The sequence below is a fragment of the Nocardia anaemiae NBRC 100462 genome (genome assembly GCF_001612725.1).
Lineage (GTDB): Bacteria > Actinomycetota > Actinomycetes > Mycobacteriales > Mycobacteriaceae > Nocardia > Nocardia anaemiae.
In genome coordinates, this window is record NZ_BDAZ01000012.1 from 1 (window position 1) to 15,973 (window position 15,973).

At 65.5% G+C, this 15,973-nt stretch carries 18 protein-coding genes; 8 read left to right on the forward strand and 10 right to left on the reverse strand.

Annotated features, from left to right (window positions below; genetic code table 11):
• Window positions 1-227: 227 nt before the first annotated feature.
• The 7 genes from NA5_RS08195 to NA5_RS08225 form a co-directional block, all read right to left on the reverse strand.
• The gene (locus NA5_RS08195) at window positions 228-923 is read right to left on the reverse strand and encodes an ESX secretion-associated protein EspG (RefSeq protein WP_062983643.1); all 696 of its coding nucleotides are present in this window, start codon (window positions 921-923) and stop codon (window positions 228-230) included.
• Window positions 920-1,579, reverse strand: coding sequence for a hypothetical protein (locus NA5_RS08200; RefSeq protein WP_062983644.1), 660 nt, complete (start codon window positions 1,577-1,579; stop codon window positions 920-922). Before NA5_RS08200 ends, NA5_RS08195 begins: the two co-directional genes overlap by 4 nt.
• A gap of 3 nt (window positions 1,580-1,582) precedes the next feature.
• Window positions 1,583-1,975: a hypothetical protein gene (locus NA5_RS08205; protein ID WP_245672145.1), complete on the reverse strand. Its 393-nt coding sequence runs from the start codon at window positions 1,973-1,975 to the stop codon at window positions 1,583-1,585.
• Between the two features lie 159 nt (window positions 1,976-2,134).
• Window positions 2,135-2,770 (reverse strand): class I SAM-dependent methyltransferase, encoded by a 636-nt coding sequence (locus NA5_RS08210; RefSeq protein WP_245672146.1) that lies wholly within the window; start codon window positions 2,768-2,770, stop codon window positions 2,135-2,137.
• A gap of 37 nt (window positions 2,771-2,807) precedes the next feature.
• The gene (locus tag NA5_RS08215; RefSeq protein WP_371856385.1) at window positions 2,808-4,061 is read right to left on the reverse strand and encodes a saccharopine dehydrogenase family protein; all 1,254 of its coding nucleotides are present in this window, start codon (window positions 4,059-4,061) and stop codon (window positions 2,808-2,810) included.
• Between the two features lie 21 nt (window positions 4,062-4,082).
• Window positions 4,083-5,522, reverse strand: coding sequence for an ABC1 kinase family protein (locus NA5_RS08220; RefSeq protein ID WP_062983650.1), 1,440 nt, complete (start codon window positions 5,520-5,522; stop codon window positions 4,083-4,085).
• A 317-nt stretch (window positions 5,523-5,839) separates the two neighbouring features.
• Complete coding sequence (locus tag NA5_RS08225; protein WP_084483972.1) at window positions 5,840-6,520, reverse strand: TetR/AcrR family transcriptional regulator; 681 nt, start codon at window positions 6,518-6,520, stop codon at window positions 5,840-5,842.
• 236 nt (window positions 6,521-6,756) lie between these two features.
• On the opposite strand from NA5_RS08225, the gene NA5_RS08230 reads away from it, so the two are divergent.
• From NA5_RS08230 to NA5_RS08250, 5 genes are all read left to right on the forward strand, one after another.
• A complete protein-coding gene (locus tag NA5_RS08230) occupies window positions 6,757-8,079 on the forward strand; it encodes a DUF445 domain-containing protein (protein WP_062983972.1) in 1,323 nt (440 codons plus the stop codon).
• A 104-nt stretch (window positions 8,080-8,183) separates the two neighbouring features.
• Complete coding sequence (locus NA5_RS08235) at window positions 8,184-8,684, forward strand: helix-turn-helix domain-containing protein (RefSeq protein WP_062983652.1); 501 nt, start codon at window positions 8,184-8,186, stop codon at window positions 8,682-8,684.
• On the forward strand, window positions 8,681-9,325 hold the full coding sequence (locus tag NA5_RS08240; RefSeq protein ID WP_062983654.1) for a hypothetical protein: 645 nt from the start codon (window positions 8,681-8,683) through the stop codon (window positions 9,323-9,325). The genes NA5_RS08235 and NA5_RS08240 overlap by 4 nt, the downstream gene beginning before the upstream one ends.
• 72 nt (window positions 9,326-9,397) lie before the next feature.
• Entirely contained in the window at window positions 9,398-9,694 is a 297-nt protein-coding gene (locus NA5_RS08245) for a DUF2516 family protein (RefSeq protein ID WP_040696344.1), read from the forward strand.
• A gap of 787 nt (window positions 9,695-10,481) precedes the next feature.
• Window positions 10,482-11,516, forward strand: coding sequence for an alpha/beta fold hydrolase (locus NA5_RS08250; RefSeq protein ID WP_062983656.1), 1,035 nt, complete (start codon window positions 10,482-10,484; stop codon window positions 11,514-11,516).
• A 4-nt stretch (window positions 11,517-11,520) separates the two neighbouring features.
• Here NA5_RS08250 and purU read toward each other — a convergent pair whose 3' ends face one another.
• Window positions 11,521-12,411, reverse strand: a complete 891-nt coding sequence (purU, locus tag NA5_RS08255) for a formyltetrahydrofolate deformylase (RefSeq protein ID WP_062983658.1) — start codon at window positions 12,409-12,411, stop codon at window positions 11,521-11,523.
• 91 nt (window positions 12,412-12,502) lie between these two features.
• On the opposite strand from purU, the gene NA5_RS08260 reads away from it, so the two are divergent.
• Complete coding sequence (locus tag NA5_RS08260) at window positions 12,503-12,778, forward strand: hypothetical protein (protein WP_063813255.1); 276 nt, start codon at window positions 12,503-12,505, stop codon at window positions 12,776-12,778.
• Window positions 12,779-12,810: 32 nt separating this feature from the next.
• On the opposite strand, the gene NA5_RS08265 is transcribed toward NA5_RS08260, so the two are convergent.
• Window positions 12,811-13,371, reverse strand: a complete 561-nt coding sequence (locus NA5_RS08265) for a GNAT family N-acetyltransferase (RefSeq protein WP_062983662.1) — start codon at window positions 13,369-13,371, stop codon at window positions 12,811-12,813.
• A gap of 136 nt (window positions 13,372-13,507) precedes the next feature.
• Here NA5_RS08265 and deoC point away from each other — a divergent pair, with 136 nt between their 5' ends.
• Window positions 13,508-14,194, forward strand: a complete 687-nt coding sequence (gene deoC / locus NA5_RS08270) for a deoxyribose-phosphate aldolase (RefSeq protein ID WP_062983974.1) — start codon at window positions 13,508-13,510, stop codon at window positions 14,192-14,194.
• 276 nt (window positions 14,195-14,470) lie between these two features.
• Here deoC and NA5_RS08275 read toward each other — a convergent pair whose 3' ends face one another.
• On the reverse strand, window positions 14,471-15,196 hold the full coding sequence (locus tag NA5_RS08275) for an LmeA family phospholipid-binding protein (protein WP_062983664.1): 726 nt from the start codon (window positions 15,194-15,196) through the stop codon (window positions 14,471-14,473).
• A gap of 99 nt (window positions 15,197-15,295) precedes the next feature.
• On the opposite strand from NA5_RS08275, the gene NA5_RS08280 reads away from it, so the two are divergent.
• Window positions 15,296-15,904 (forward strand): type IV toxin-antitoxin system AbiEi family antitoxin domain-containing protein, encoded by a 609-nt coding sequence (locus tag NA5_RS08280; RefSeq protein WP_062983666.1) that lies wholly within the window; start codon window positions 15,296-15,298, stop codon window positions 15,902-15,904.
• Window positions 15,905-15,973: the final 69 nt, after the last annotated feature.

The window sequence follows — 15,973 nt, forward strand, 5'->3', positions numbered from 1 at the left end:
CGGGCCGCGAACGGGTCGCTCGTAAGACTCGCTCCGTTGTGGTTGGGGATGGCGGGATGTTCGGCGCCTGACGCACTCGGTCGGATGGGGCGAGTCTCGTGCCTGCGGCGGATGCGCTTCGACGGCTCTGACGTGAGACGGGCCGTGAACGGTCGCTCGTAAGGCTCGCTCCGTTGTGGTCGCGGATGCTGCGACGTGGCGATTTGTCAACTGCGCGGCGATGGCGTCTAGCGGATCTGGGCCAGGCGCAGCAGTTGGTCGGCGAAATCCTCGTCGGTGACCGGGGTCAGGGTCAGCTCGTGCGAGGTGGTGAGCAGATAGCGTCCGTCGCCGGTGAAATCGAGCCAGCTGCGGTGCCGGGTGGGCGGCGACATCGGGTTTTCCGGTTCCACGGTCACGGTGATGAAGCCGCGACCGTCCACCGGTTTTCGTAGGGTCTGGCGGAAACGGGCGGCGCGGCGGTGGCCGTTGGTCGCGCTGTCGCCTTCCTCGGAGTTCAGCACCGTATCCTGCGGCTCCCGCATGGCCGCCAACTTGCCCGGCTGGGCCGAGCCGATGATCTCGACCAGATGTTTGCCGAGGTTGCGGGCGTGGCACATGCGCACCGTCACCTTGTCGATATCGGCGATCAGAATGCCCGCGTGGTTGTGCACCACCGCGGCGAAAACCAGGATCCGCTTGGCCCCCGACTCACCGGAGACGGTGATGGTGGTGGCGTCGGAGCGGGCACACAGCATGAGCGCGGCAGCCAGATCGGCATCGGCCTGGCGGGCAAAGCGCTGGGCCAGTCGCAGTGCGGCGTATTCGGATTCGGTGCGCACGGTGGCGGCGGGCGCCAGATTGACCGGGTAGGGGCGGCGGTCCAGACTCGTTTCGTTCTCCCAGACATGCGTGAATTCGTCCGGAGTGAATACCCATTTCACCGCGTGCCCCTGGCATCGGCCCGCGCGATCTGTGGTCCGTCGGGCGGTGCGGTGAATCGGGGGACACGGTCGCCGGATGCGGGCATGATCGGGGTATAGACATAGGTCATCGTGTCCTGGACATCGGCCTGCGCCGTAGCAGCGGCCATGTCGTGGTCCATCCTGCGTTGTCCGCCGTGGATCGCTTCGGCGGCGGGATCTTCCAGAGCACGATACTGCGGCGGCGGCGGAATCGCCGCTCGGATGGCCTGTGCCGCATCGGAATTGAGCTCCATCAGGCGCTGTACCGCGTGGCAGACATCGTGCGCCTCGGTGCCCGCGCGGACGAATTCGCGGGTGGCGCGCTGTGCCGCATCGGCGGAACGACCTGACCAGTGCGCGAATTCGCGATTGGTGGCATCGGAGAAGGCCTGGAATGCCTCGGCGACCGCGGTGGCATTGGCGCGCCAGGCATCGGCGACCCGGCCGAGGGCCGCGGGATCGATGACCTCGTGCACCAGATCCCAGATCTCCTGGTGCGTATAGGCGCCGAAGAGTTCGCGCTCTGGCGCGTACGCGGGATCGGTTCCGCCGCTTGCCGATCCGGCGGAGGCGGCGACGGCGCGCTGCTGCACTCGAATGGCATCGGCGGCTGCCCTGGTGACGGAATCGGCCATGGGTCAGTGGTTTCCGTCGGTGTACTCGTCGCGCGGCGATTCGAGGTAGTCGGTGATCAGCTGTAGTGCGGCGCGGTTCGCGGCCTCGGCATCCTCGAAGCGTTTGCCCGCGGCCAGATAGGCGGCCTTGTACAGCAGAGCGGTCTCCTGGAACGCGGTGACGGTGTCGAGGAACTGAGTGCCCTTGTCGCCGAAGCCTTTTGCCAGGCCGTGGCCCGTCGGCAGGTTGGGGAAGCCGGATACCTCGGTGACGAGATGTCCGGTGGCCGTGGCCTTTTGCAGATCCTCGACGAGCTTGTCGCATGCGGCGGCGAGGTTTTCGGCGACATCCTTGGCCAGTTCGAAGGGCTCACCACCGCTGGCTCCGGTGGCGGCGGCATACAACTGCCTGGCCATTCGTTGACCGGTATCCGGTACCGCCATCTGGGTCGCCCCCTCACGTTCGGTCCACCCACCGCTTGCGCGCACTTTACCGTTCGCTACCGACCGGTGTAACCCGCTTGTGCTCGTCCACGACCGCGCGCCGTTGTGATGTGACGCACGACAGAGCGGGTCCTAGAGCGGGCGGGTGGCGCTGACGTATTGCAGGAGGCGGTGCACCTGTTGATCTATGTCGATCAGTCCCGCTTCCGCGAACAACCGAGGGAACGTTTCGTCGTCGAAGACGCGCAGTCCGCTCCAGCCGCCGATGACCCGGCTCGCGTGGCCGATCGGGTTGTCGGCGCGGTGACTCGTGGTGATGGCGATCCGGCCGCCGGGGGCAAGGACGCGGATCATTTCGCGGGTCGCCGCGATCGGGTCCGGGATGAGGTAGAGCGCACCGAAGCAGCAGACAGCGTCGAAGGTGCCGTCGGCGAAGGGCAGGGTGCGTGCGTCACCACGGAGATACCCGACGCGCGGCCCCGCGTTATCGGCGACAGCTCGGGCGAGCATCGGCTCGGAATAGTCCAGACCGATGGCATAGCCGCCGCGGCCGAGGGCATTGCTCAGGTAGCGAGTGAAATTGCCTGGGCCACAAGCGATATCGAGCACCTTCTTGGATCCGTCGAGGCGCAGAGTGGTGACCGCGTCGCGCCGATCGGCGGCCGTAGTCCGACCACTGGCCAGATAGAACAACGCGGGCCGCCAAGCCTTTTCGTAAATCGCGGCGAGCGCGGGCGCGTTCATCGTGCGCCGAGCAAGATTCACCACACCGCCCCCGCTCCTCCAACTAGCCAACTCATTCGCGCTATGTGCGCTCGACCTCGATGGTCATGCCCGCGGCGCGCAACCGGTCGGTGAGTGCGTCGCCCATCGCGGACGCGGGGGTCAGGATGCCTGCCAATTCGGGCTGCTTCGCACCGTCGAATGCCAGGCACAGTCCGGCCTGTCCGAGCATGACCGCGGTGGCCTGGTAGCCGGGATCGCCCGTGCCGGAGAAGGTCGCCACGTATTTCGCACCGGAAGACGTGCGCGCGTAGGTCTTCATGGTGAACCAGCCACTGGTGCGCGCCTCTTCGCTCGGCCCGGTGCCGGGCTTGGGCACGATCCGGTCGAGCAGCTTGCGCCCCACCGCGACTCGCGACAGCAGCGCACCGGCCGTCATCGTCGCCACGATGCCGCCCGCCATACCGGCGGCCACCAGCGGCGCGGTGGCCGACTTGCCCGCGTTCATCACCTCGCGGTAGTGGAAGTTCTTGCCGTAAACCCAGCCCAGTAAACCATTGGTGCGGCGCACGATCTTGGTGTTGTGCGCGGCCATGACGAAGGTGCCGACCCACCCGTCCAGGCTGGGATCGATGCTGCTGGCTCGCTGCAGCGCCTGATCGGTCTGCCGACCCACATCGGGTTCCATCGACTTGTCCGGGCTGAGCGAATACGGGTGGCTCATCACCGAACCCTTGGCCGGATCGGCCGCGATGGCCTCCATCATGGCTCGGCCCGAATCGATGGTGCCGCCGCTCACCCCGCCCTTCAGCGACGCGATCAGCGTGGTGTCCTCGAGCTCGCCGGTATTGTCCGCGACCGTGCGCTTGTACAGCTGGTACACGCTCAGATCCGACGGAATCGAGTCGTAGCCACAGGAATTCACGATCTTCGCGCCGGTCTGCACGGCCTGCTCGTGGTACTGGTCGATCGCGTCCCGGATGAACAGCGGCTCACCGGTGAGATCGGCGTAGTGGGTCCCGGCCTTCGCGCACGCGGCCACCAGCGGCAGGCCGTAGCGCAGGTACGGGCCGACCGTGGTCACCACGACCGTGGTGCGCGCGGCCAGTGCGTCGAGTGCGGCCTGGTCGGTCGAATCGGCAACCACCAGATCCCAATTCGCGGCGGCCGGACCGAGTTCGGCACGGACCGTGGCCAATTTGTCGAGTGAGCGCCCCGCCAATGCGATGCGCGCCTCGGCGGGCGCCGCGCCGAGCAGATACTCCGCGGTGAGCTTGCCGACGAAACCCGTCGCGCCGAACAGCACCAGGTCGAATTCGCGGTTGTCTGTCATGATCTTCCGTTCGATAGCTGCAATTTATTTGGCGCCGGAACCGCGCGTGGCGGGCTTCTTCGCCCGAGCCCGCGGTTTCTTGGTCGGCGTCGGTTTGCGTTGGTTCAACCACTCCCGATGCGCCTTACCCAAATCGGTGACCGGCGCCTCGTCGTAGAGCCATTCACGGGCGATTCTGTGCCAGTTCGCGGTGCATTCGAGCTGGCCGAGCATGCCGAAGGTGAGGAAGTCGGCCCGGCGGGAGAACAGGTGCTCCGGCGGCAGATTCTGCTGTTTCATCCCGGCGAATTCACTGGCCCGCGGATCCACCGCGAGCAGAAACGCACCGCTGGCCAGTTCCGAAGTAATGGTCAGTTCCTCGTCGACCAGACACCATTCCGAGGCCGAGAGCACGTACTCCAGGCATTCCTCGGCGCCGATCTCGTCCGGCGAATCGATCACGCCGCGCTCGATCATCAACTGCCGCAGGTCTTCTGCCCGATCCTCGGCCGCCGCACGCAGACAGATCGTCTCGAACCGCACATGTTCGGGATCCATCCGATTGAACAGGCCGAAATCCAGGAAGCCGACCCGACCGTCGTCGGCCAGCAACACATTTCCCGGATGCGGGTCGCCACAGAATTCGTTGAAGCTGAACAGCGAACCGACGTAGAAGCGATAGATGATCTCGCCCATCCGATTGCGTTCGGCCGCGGGCATCTGTCGGATCTCCTCGAATCCCTTGCCCGCGACATATTCACTGACCAGCACCCGCGTGGTACTGAGTTCGGGCAGCGAGCGCGGCACCATGATGAACGGATGTCCGGCGTAGAGCTCGGCGATCTGGAGTTGGGTATCGGCCTCGGCGTGATAGTCGAGTTCGCTTTCCATATTCAGTCGCAACTCGTCGAGTACCGCGGGCGTCACCCACGGCATCGCCGATTGCAGTACGCGCCGGAACATGGCCAGATTCTTGAGATCCGCGCGCACCGCCGCATCTATGCCCGGATACTGCACCTTCACCGCGACCTGACGTCCGTCGTGCAGCCGCCCCAGATACACCTGCCCGATCGAGGCCGCGGCAATGGGTTCCGACTGGAATTCGGCGAATATCGCGTCCAGCGGCTGCCCGAAGTCCTCCTCGATCACCTGCCGCATCGACTCGAACGACACCGTCGGCGCGGCATTGCGCAGCACGGCGAGTCGCTTCTGGAAGCGTTCCCGATGGCTCTCGGGCACCAGATCGAGGTCGAGCACCGACATCATCTGGCCGAGCTTCATGGCCACGCCCTTCATGGTCCCGAGGACCGTGACCACCTGCTCGGTGGTGCGGATCATGGACTCCTCGGCCATCTTCGCGCGTACGGCCGCGGACCGACCCCGCATGGAAAGGCGTGTGCGCTGGGTTCGGATTACCGAACTGGCTGCCACCGCACCCAGCTTGGTGCCACGAGCAAGCCGAGAAGTCGGCACTTGCTTCGCCATCGAGGTACCTCCATTGGTGCCGACGCGCTGGGCTTCAGAGTAGCCAACCTCACGGCAATGTCGAGACCGCCGTCACCATTTCAGCTAGCGCCCCAGCTAGCGGCCTGTTAGCGCGCGAAGTCGGGCGATTGATCAGCTGGCGATCGCGAGCTAGCGCTCATGCCTTCACCTCGCTGACGCTCGGCTCCGGCATGACCGCTATTGCGGCTGTGTCGATTGATCGCTCGCTTCGCTCGCTCATGCCTTCACCTCGCTGACGCTCGGCTCCGGCATGACCGCTATTGCGGCTGTGTCGATTGATCGCTCGCTTCGCTCGCTCATGCACCGGTCTGCGGAGGTTCCGGCAGGATGTGCGGCTGGGCGTTGAAGATCGCCCGGGAGCCGCCCGCGCGCGCCATTCCCTCGATCGCGCTCCAGGCCATCATGGTCAGGTAGTCGATGACTTCCTCGCGCGCCATCGCCTTATCCGTTGTCCACCAGTGCGTCGCCAACTGGATGCCGCCGACCAGCACATATGACCACAGCAGCGCACCATCGGTCGCGAAGCCGTGCTCGGCGCCGCGATCGATGATGACCGTGGTGACGACCTCGGCGAAGAGCTTCTCGAATTCGGCAAGCGAGGACTGATCGGTCGAGCCGTTGCCCATGATGAACCGGTAGACCTCCGGATCCTCGTCGACCGTGCCGACGTAGGCGGCCAGGGCCGAACGGACCAGGTGGTACTCGTCCGCGTCGAGGCTGATCGCCTCGTACACCCGCGGCATCAGGGTGGTCTCGATGAACCGCTGCATGGTCGCGTGGACCAGGTCGTTCTTATCCGAGAAGTAGCGGTAGAGCACGGTCTTGGAGACGCCGATCTCCGCGGCGATCTCGTCCATGCCCGCATTGCTGCCGCGGGTGCGAATAGCCGCGAGGGTGCCATCGACCAGCTCTTCGCGGCGGTCGATCTTGTGCTGCCGCCATCGGCGCTTGCGGCCGTCCGTCCGGCCGGTGCGCACCGCCGCCGGTCGTTCGGCAAGCTCGCCGACATCGACAAGGTCATCGGTGGACAGCGTGAGCTCCCTCGTTCGTGTTGGGTTCGTGGACCACCAGCTTAGGTCCAGGCAACGAGCCACATGCGCGTTTGGGTGTCGGTTGCGACAGGTTGCACATAAACGGGCCATTCGGCGTCGGTTGCGTGTCGCTCGAGATCGCCCCGAGAGGTCGGTCGGAAACACACAGCAGAATGGGTGTCATGGAGAAAGCTCCCGGCGCGGTGCTCGATGCGCCCACGTCCGCGGCACCGACCAGTTTCGCGGCCTTCGTCGACGAGGCGGGCAAGCGCCGCGATCTGTTCAAGATGAAGGCGCTGGCCACCGGTTTGTTGGCGTTCGCGACGGCGATCTATCTGTTCTGCCGCTGGCTGGAATCGCGCGGGGCGGGCGATGATTGGGTCGGTTATCTGCGGGCCGCGTCCGAGGCGGGCATGGTCGGCGCACTCGCCGACTGGTTCGCGGTGACCGCGCTGTTTCGCCATCCGCTCGGCCTGCCGATCCCGCATACCGCGATCATCAGGAAGAAGAAGGATCAGCTCGGCGCCAGCCTCGGCGCCTTCGTCGGATCGAATTTCCTTGCCCCGGACGTGGTCTCGGCGAAGGTGAATTCGGCGCAGGTGTCCTGGCGAGTGGGGCGCTGGATGGCCGATCCCGGACATGCGGGCCGGGTGGCGCAGGAAAGTTCGACCATTCTGCGCGCGGTGGTCGGGGTGCTGCGGGACGAGGATGTCGAGCAGGTGATCGACAACACCATCGTCAAGCGGATCGCCGAACCGCTGTGGGGTCCGCCGATCGGTCGGGTGCTCGCCGAACTGCTTGCCGACAACCGGCAGCTGCCGCTGCTCGACATGCTTGCCGAGCGTGCGCACCAGTGGGCGCTGGGTTCGCAGGAAACGATCGACCGGATCGTTTTGCGGGACGCGCCGCAATGGGCTCCGAAATTCGTAAACATTCTGCTTTCAGAAAGGATCTATCGCGAGCTTGTCGAGTTCACCTGGAAGGTGCGCTCGAATCCGGAACACGAGGTGCGGCTGGCGGCGAATCGGTTCCTGGAGGAATTCGCCTACGACCTCCAGCACGACGACGCCATGATCAAAAAGGCCGAGCGGATCAAGGCGCAGATCATGGGTCGCGAGGAGATCACCGGCATGGCCGAGGCGACTTGGCGCGCGGCCAAGCGGTTGATCCTGGAATCGGCCGACGATCCGAACTCCACGCTGCGGCGCAAGGTCGCCGAGAACGTGCAGCAGCTCGGGGAGCGGCTGCGCGACGATGCCGAGATGCGTGCCAAAGTCGACGATTGGATCGACCGCGGCGCGCGGTATCTGGTGGAAAACTATGCCGGGGAGATCACCACTCTGGTCACCGACACGGTTGCCAGATGGGATGCCGAGGAAGCTAGCAAGAAGATCGAATTGCAGGTTGGGCGTGATCTGCAATTCATTCGCATCAATGGCACGGTCGTAGGATCGCTGGCAGGGCTGGTGATCTACACGATTTCGCATTTGATGTTCGGCGGCTGACCGTAACGCCGCTGAATGTTTGCTGGAAGGGTGCTTACAGCGTGCTTGCAATAGCTAGCACCCTGCTTTAGAATTGGACACGTACAACCGCCAGAAGGTGAGTGATGGCAGACCAGCCCGAAGGTTCCGCCGAGTACACCGACGAGTCGCAGGAGAGATCCAGCGGCGTCGGCGAAAAGGCGGCACGTGTGGCCAACGCGGCACACGACATCGGAGGTTTCATCAGGGCACAGCGAGAAGCCGCGCAAGTCTCGTTGCGTCAGCTCGCCACGCTGGCGGGAGTGAGCAATCCATACCTCAGCCAGATCGAGCGCGGATTGCGCAATCCGTCCGCCGAAGTACTCGCGCAGATCGCCAAGGCACTGCGCGTCTCTTCGGAGGTGTTGTACGTACGGGCTGGCTATCTCGAGCAACGGCCGCACAGTCCGGTCCGGGATGCCCTGCTTGCCGATACGTCGATCAGCGAGCGGCAGAAGCAGGTGCTGCTGGACATCTATGAATCGTTTCGCCGGGAAAACGGAGGAAGCGAGCCAGGGGGGGACGAGTGGGACAGCGACGTTCCGAGCACATCACCAACTCCGCCACGCCAGGAGAACGAAGAATGACCGAAAACGCAACCATCAAGCCACTGTTCGCAACCGTCGGTGCCGGTGACGCCGTGTACACCGCGGTGGTCGACGCCGTCAGCCAGGTGCGTGAGCGCGCCGCCACCGCCGATGTCAGCGGTCGCGTCGAAGAGGCACGCGAGCGCTTCGCCAACGTGCCCGCCGATGTCCGGGCCCAGTTCGAGACGCTGCGCGAGCGGCTGTCCGGACTGCCCTCGGAGCTGCCGGAGGACCTCGCCGAGCTGCGCGAGAAGTTCACCTCGGAGGAGCTGAAGGCGCTCGCCGAGAAGTACTACACCCAGGTCATCGACCTGTACGCGGATCTGGCCGTGCGCGGTGAGGAGACCGTCGAGCGGCTGCGCGCCAACCACCTCGTCGAGGATCAGATCGAGCGCGTCGAGACGCTGTACAAGGATGCGGCCAGCCGCGCCGAGGATGCGCTCGCGAAGGTCAACGAGCTGATCGGCCGTCCGGCCAAGGAAGAAGAGGTCGAGGTCGAGCCGGTCGTCGAGGCCGAGGTCGTCGAGGTGACCACCGAGACCGCGCCCGCCACCAACGGCACCCCCAAGAAGGCTCCGGCCAAGAAGGCGCCCGCCAAGAAGGCCACCGCGGCCAAGAAGGCGGCTCCCAAGAAGGCCTGACGCCCTTCCCTTCTCCACGCTGACGACCCCGCACACCGACGTGTGCGGGGTCGTTGCTTCTATGATGGGCTGGTGGACACAGCGCACGGATTGGCCAGCTGGATCTTGTACGGGCTGCGGCTCTTGGCGCTCGGCGCGACGATTTTCGCGCTGATCCACGCCATCCGCCAGCGCCCCGACGCCTTCACCGCGGTGGACAAGCTGACCAAACCGATCTGGATCGCAATCCTCGGCGCGGCCCTGCTGTTCCTGCTGCTGTCGCTGAGCGTCACGAGTTTGCTTGCGCTGGTGTCGATTATCGCGACCGGCGTGTACCTGGCCGATGTGCGGCCGAAGGTGGATGAGATTCAGCGCGGGCCGCGCTGGTAGTTGGTGGTGCCCGGATTTCGGGTCTGCGTCATCACCAGCGCAATCAGAGTGCGCATTCGGTGGTTGGCCGAAAGTGGCTGAGGTGCGGTGTGATTCGTGCTGGTAGCGGCTGCGTCGTTGGCGCTCTGTCGGGGGTGAGCAGTGTCGATTGAGATGGCTCGAGACGGGGTCCCTCGGCGGGCGTAGGTGCGTACTCGGGGTGGTCTCGCTGAGCGTCGTCAGCCCGCATGCGCTGCGTGCGTAGCTGATTGATGCGCAGCCGAAAAACTGGCTGATACCAGCGCGGTTCGAACTGGGGCGGCTTCCTCCTGATGCTTGATTGCGGATCGAGCGGTGCGGATCGAGCGCTTGCGGTCTGAGCGTCGGTATTCGTCGTCCGCGACAGGGATGTCGACTTGATGCCGGATGGCTGAAGGCGGACGAGATTTCGGGCGGGCGGTGCGGGGCGAATGTGCTGGACCGGCTCTGGGTTGGGTTGCTTCCGGCGGCCGTAGCAGCCGAGTTCGGCAGATGCGGCTAGCGGCGGAACGGGATTTTCGATCGACTTGGGGCGGCCCGCCCGGGGGAGTGGGATGCCATTCAGAGGTGGCTCGCACGTATGCACAATGGCTGGACCGCGCTGGTGACGGCCAGTTTGTGCCCTCGGGCGGCCGGGTGGGTCCGGCAGGTTTTGTGATCGGTCACAAAGGGGCTCGGGGAGAAGTTCGGATAACTTTTGGGGTGCTTGCACTAGCAAGCACGGCCGTTTGCAGTTAGTGTATCGGGCAGTAACACAAAGGAGTGTCCGATGCGTGCAATGCCGCCTGCGCTGGTGGGCTTCCCTGGGCGGGTCCGGGGGTTGTTTCACACACACCGCGCCAACCTGCGGTCCCGTACCTATGCGACCGCGGCGTTCAATCCGCCGACCGCGCCGCATGAGGTCGTTCCGGTCGTCACTCGTGATGGTGCGCGCTTGCGCGTACACGTCTACGGACCGGCCGATGCGCAGACGATCGTGCTGGTACACGGCTGGACCTGCGCCATCGAATACTGGAATGCGCAGATCAACGAATTCGCCGATCAGTACCGTGTAGTCGTCTACGACGTGCGCGGCCACGGCGAGAGCGAGCTCGGGTCCAGCCGGTTGACCACCGATCTGCTCGCCGACGATCTGGCCGCTGTGCTCGACGCCACCCTGTGCCCGGGCGAGCGAGCGGTTATGGTCGGCCACAGTCTCGGCGGGATGACCCTGCAAGCCTGGGCCGGACGCTATCCGGAACGGGTCGTGAAGCAGGCATGCGCAGTACTGCTGACCAACACTGCGCCGGGTCGACTGATCGCCGAGACGACCGTCCTACCAATCTTCAATGCACCACTCCCACTGCTGAACCGGCGAATTGCGCTGCCGCCCGCCATCGGCCGCTTCGGCCTCGGCGCCGCGATCGTCTTCCCCCCGATCGCGCCGGTGAAGTGGGCCTTCACCCGACAGATCATGAGCCTGCGCTCCACCGGCGACGTGGTCGACTACAGTCTCGCCGTCGTCCGCTCCTGCCCCGCTCGCGTCCGTGCGAAATTCGGCATCCTGCTCGCCGAACTGGATCTCGGCGAATCGGCCCGCAACCTGGTCGTGCCGACCACGATCCTGGCCGGTGAATTCGACGATATGACCCCGCCCGTGCACGCCGAGCGAATCGCCGAAATGCTCAGGGAAACAGGCAGTCTGGTCAAGTACGAGGTGCTCCCGCAGGGACATCTCGGAAACACCGAGATGTACGAGCGGTTCAACGAGGAACTGGCTCTGATCCTCGATTCGGTGCGCCAGCCCGCCAAGGCAGCAGGGTAAGTCTCTAAGAGAAGACGACGGTTCGGCGGCCGTGAACCAGGACTCGGCCCTCGAGGTGCCAGCGGAGGCCGCGGGCCAGCACCACGCGCTCGATATCGCGGCCTTGGCGGACCATATCGCGGACCTCGTCCGCATGGTCGATGCGGATCACATCTTGTTCGATGATGGGCCCCGCGTCGAGTTCGGCGGTGACATAGTGGCAGGTCGCGCCGATCAGTTTGACGCCGCGGGCGAAGGCCTGGTGGTAAGGGCGGGCGCCGACGAACGAGGGCAGGAAGCTGTGATGGATATTGATCGCCTTGCCCGCCCAGTGTTCGCACAACTCGGCGGGTAGCACCTGCATGAAGCGCGCCAACACAACGGCGTGCGGGTCGTGGGCATCAACCAGGGTCCGCACCTCCTCGAAGGCAGGGCCGCGTTCGGCCGGATCCTTCGGGAAGGGCACATGGTGGAACTTCACGCCGTGCGCTTCGGTCATCCCGGCGAGGTCCGGGTGATTGCCGATCACTGCTTCGATGGTGGCGGGCAGTTCACCGCTGGCGGCGCGGCCGAGCAGGTCGTGCAAGCAGTGGCCGTCCTTGCTGACCAGTAGTACAGCCCGGCGACGTTCACCGGAATCCAGCAGCTGCCACTCTGTCTCCGTGCCGAAGTCGGCCGCGACTCCGGCGAATCGGTCGCGCAGTTCCGCGATGCCGAACGGCACCGTCGACGCCTTGATCGCCTGGCGAGTGAAGAACCAGCCGATATCCGGATCGGAGTGGTAGCCCGCCTCCACGATGGACCCCCCGAACTCGGCGATGAAGGAGGTGATCCTGGCGATGATGCCGGGACGGTCCGGGCACCCGAGGGTGAGCACGAAGCGTCGGTCGTCCAAGGCAGGTGGAGCGGAACTCATGGGGCTCATCCTCCCAGGTGGACTATGTGCCACCTGCGGCACCCGGCCTGCGGTGTTGAGCGAGTGTTGCACGAAAGCCGACAATGGAAATGTGACCCGTGTGAAGTTCGTACGACAGCTCGATGGGCTGACGTACGAATTCGTACGCGACGGCTGGGCCTACGGCTACCCCTCGTACAAGCGAATCGATCACGACCTCTGGTGCCGCCGCCTCCCAGACTTCGGCTGGTCCATCTGCACCGCCTCCGGCGAAGTCCTGAGCCGCCCCTTCGACAACCCAGGCCAAGGCCCCCTCCCACCCGAAGGCGCCTGGGTCACCCGCAAACACGAACGCTCTTACGTCTACACCATGCTCCACCACCCCTGACCCGCCTGCGGGGTTGCCCCTCGACCCCAGCACTACAACTCGTAAAACGGCTCCGCGTAACGGAATTCGCCGGTGATCTGCGAGTCGTACGCCGACAGCGTGCGCACCTGGAAGTGGGAAACCCAGGCCGGTTCGTCCGGTGTTATGCCGAGGCGGGCGGCGGGGAGGAAACCGAATTGCGGGTAGTAGTCGAGGTGGCCGAGCAGGCCGATCAGGGGTTCGTCGAGGGCGTCGGCGGCGCCGATGGCGGCGTGCATCATGGCGGCGCCGACACCGTTGCCCTGATGTTCGGCCAGGACGCCGATCGGGCCGAGGGCGAGCACCGGGAACGGGCCGACGCCCGCGCGGGTGAGGCAGACGTGGCCGATGACGGTGTCGTGTTCCACCGCGACCATCGAGAGGGTGGGAATCCAGCCGGAGTCGCTGCGCAGCCGGGTGATGAGGTCGACCTCGGGTGGGTCGGCGGCGCCGTCGTTGCTGAGTTCGGCCGTCTCCCGGTCGTTATCGGCGTTCGCGTACTGCGGTCCGAAGGCGCTGCGGTGGACGGCCGCGATCGCGGCAGCATCGTCGGCGCGTTCGCGACGGATCAGCACGGTGTCGTCTCCTCCTGAAGGATTGGGGCCATCCGCAACTGCGCAACAATCGGTAGTCACATGCGTTGTCCAGCTCCACCGACAGTATCGAGTGTGCGCGATGTGCCGGAGGCACGCAATGGAATTCGCCACCGGTATGCCAGACTCTCACCCTGTGGCAAATTCCGCGTCGCTGACCAGGGCCGAAGTGGCCGCCATGATCGATCACACGCTGCTGGCGCCGGAAGCGACGGCCGCCGAGGTGGACGCGTTGGTTGCGCAAGCACGCGAACTCGGCGTGTACGCGATCTGCGTATCGCCGTCCATGCTGCCGATCCGGGCATCAGGAGTGGTGGTCGCGACGGTCGCCGGATTCCCTTCGGGCAAGCACCATTCGCTCGTCAAGGGCGCCGAGGCGCGCCTCGCGGTCGAGCAGGGCGCGGCCGAGGTCGACATGGTGATCGATGTCGGGGCCGCGCGCGCAGGCGATTACGGCGCGGTGCTGTCGGATATCGTGACGGTGCGTGAGGCAGTGGCCGATCGCGCGGTACTCAAGGTGATCATCGAGTCGGCGGCGCTGTCCGATGCCGCGATCGTGGAAGTCTGCCGCGCCGCCGAACGCGCTGGCGCTGATTTCGTGAAGACCTCCACGGGATTTCACCCCTCTGGCGGTGCCAGCGTGCACGCGGTGCAGCTGATGGCCGAGACCGTCGGCGGACGACTCGGTGTGAAGGCCAGCGGCGGCATCCGCACCTCCGAGGCCGCTGCCGAACTGATCGCCGCGGGCGCGACCCGTCTCGGACTCTCAAAATCCCGTGCGGTGCTGGAGGGGTTTCCCGCCTGATGCCGATGCCGAACGTGCGAGCGAATCCTGATAACGCCTGCTGCTGGCGGAATCCAGGTCCAGCGAGCCCGCCTGATATCGCAGCGGCAGTCTGTAGAACCGGATGTACCCGAGGCTGGCTGAAAGAGTCCGGCGAATCCGACGAAGGCCGTGCGGGATTCGCCGATACAACACGGAAATGCCAATCTGGACAGCCATTTCGCCGACCGAAAGGCCACCGTCCGCCACAACGCGCGATCCACGATGTCGCGCTTCGGCTCGCCGACCGCCGCTGGATCAGCAGCTGGTGCTGCCGCTGTTGTCCGCGGCGGGAAGTTCGGTCCGCCCACCTGCCAGCTTCACCACGACGCCGTTATCGGTGACCTTGACATCGGTGGCCTTCAGACCGAGCGGGTAGCTCTGCAGACTCTGCGTGAAAACTTCGACGATGCCCGACACCAGATCGGTCGGTATCCCCATGCCGAGCAGCGCCGCCGACTTCGTCTCGACCTGCACGGTGCCGTCCTTGATCTCCGGCTTCACCTGCAGCTGGGCGAGCCCGCCGAGCACATCCAGGGTCAGCATCCCGGTCGCCGATGAGGACGACACACCGCTGACCAGGCCGCCGAGCGTCTCCCGGATACCGTCGTTGCCCCAGGTGACATCGGCCGAGGAGCTGCCGATGGTACTGCCGCTGCCGCTATTGCTGACCTCGACGTTGTTGAATCTGGCGTGCACCACCATGCCGACGGCCGGGCCGAACTTGGAATCGTCGCTGTCCACCTTCACCTGATCGACCTTCCCGTCGATCCAGGTGATCAGCATCGGCTTGGCTCCGAAGCTCACATCGATCTTCGAACCCATATCCTTCTCGAATTGTGTGCTGATGCACCGCGAAACCTGGTACCGCGCATATGCCTCCCCGCCGACCAGCACGGTAGCGAGCAGAATCGCGACCACAACGAGGGCGATCACCAGGGCGCGCCGGTTGACCGTCAGGGTAGATGGGCTCTTCATACTCATGGGCTCGATTCTTCCCCACGTTTCTGAGCTCGCTCTGTGGGCGCTGTGAGGGGTTCGATTGTGACATGCGACACAGGATTCGAGCGTAGCCTGGTCGACATGGCTGGCGATGCGGCGGGCCGCGCACTCGATTCCACCGAGCACGGGTGGCGTGTACTGCGGCGATTGGCCGGGCGCCATGCGGGGTTCTTCACCACCAGACAGGTACTGCGCGCCGGATGCGAGGCGCACGTTCGCGCCGGTCTCGGCGACGGCTCGGTGACACGGGCCGGGGTCGGGCTGCTGCGGTTGGCCGATTGGCCCACCGGCCCGCTCGACGAATACGCCATGTGGGCGGCCTGGTTCGATGGGGCCGCCGCGGTATCGCATCAGAGTGCTGCGGAGTTGCACGGACTCGGTCGGCTGAGGCCGCGATTCCTGCACATGTCGGTCGGCGCGGGACGTCCGCCGGTCACCCCGCGACTTGTGGTGCTGCGCCGTCCGCTGATTCCGGCCGATCTCGAACCCGCGGGTGGATTTCTGGTGACCACGCCCGTGCGCACGGTGCTCGATCTGGCCGAGGCCGCTATCGGACAATCCGCATTGGATGAGGTGGTCGGCGATGCGGTGGCCATCCATCGCTGCGATACCGACGAAATCCGTTCCGCGAGTGGGCGACTACCCCCGCGTGCCGCGGCCCGGGTGTACCGGGCCCTCACCGTCGCCTGATCGGCGCGGTGAGGACGCGAATGATCCGATTCGGCTATCAATTCGGTCGATCTCCGGTTTTGCCCGGCG